1 protein-coding gene and 1 pseudogene are annotated in these 726 nt (G+C 71.2%); both read right to left on the bottom strand.

All coding sequences use genetic code 11. From position 1 onward, the window contains the following. Positions 1–308 (bottom strand): annotated as a pseudogene (locus F6Q13_RS17235) (hypothetical protein); the annotation flags it as partial. Further along, complete coding sequence (locus tag F6Q13_RS17230) at positions 308–607, bottom strand: hypothetical protein (protein WP_293059163.1); 300 nt, start codon at positions 605–607, stop codon at positions 308–310. The pseudogene F6Q13_RS17235 and the gene F6Q13_RS17230, both read right to left, overlap by 1 nt. Between the last annotated feature and the right edge of the window lie 119 nt (positions 608–726).

Below are 726 nucleotides of genomic sequence, written 5' to 3'. Positions count from 1 at the left end.
CGCTGGCCACCCTCCAAGGTGTCTTGGCCACGGCGCGCGATCCCCGCCGCGTCGAGCAAACCCCACAAAAACGGGCGCGCGCTGATCACATCGGCATCGGCCTGCGCGATCGCCGCCTCGGCGGCCGCCCCCTCCCACTCCACCCCGCCCGGTGCGCGCACCGTTTGGGCCAGCTGCTCCAAGGCGTCCTCAGCGCTACCTGCGATGCGCTCGCACAACTCGGCGAACTGCCCCAAATGACCAAACGTCGAGGCCTGCAGCTCCGAGAGCGTCGGCCAGCCCTCCGGCAGCGGCGAGACACCCGCCATCAGCTCACCAGTTCCCGCAACGTCACCGCATTGTCCTGGTCGGTCTCGGTGTAGGCGACGCACGCCGCGGCGTAGTGGCCGCCGCGGGCACCGATCCGCGCCGCGATCGCACCCAGGTTCGTCCGCGCCGCCGCGGCGGCGAGGTTCACCGCGCCGGCGTTGGACTGCCACACCGACGCCGCCACAAACGACGCCGCGGCGCCGCCGGACAACCCGGCGCTGACCGTCTCACACTCGCTGCCCAGCTGCGCCAGCCCGGCCACGAGCACCTTCAGGCGGCGGTCGGGTATGTCGGACATCTAGGGGATCGTAGCGCGAACGACGCCGCTCTACCCAGACACCAGTGATGCGAGACCACCCGGCGAAGTGGTTAGCCAGCAACAAAGCCGCCCCCGTCGCACCCGCCAGCTTTCCCGCC

This window comes from Mycobacterium sp., from assembly GCF_008709575.1.
Lineage (GTDB): Bacteria > Actinomycetota > Actinomycetes > Mycobacteriales > Mycobacteriaceae > Mycobacterium.
The sequence above is the reverse complement of the archived record's forward strand: the minus strand, read 5'-3'. Positions and strand labels throughout refer to the sequence as shown.

Excerpts from the sequence above, each read along its gene's own strand:
- F6Q13_RS17230 (WP_293059163.1), bottom strand. The coding sequence starts at position 607 with ATGTCCGACATACCCGACCGCCGCCTGAAGGTGCTCGTGGCCGGGCTG.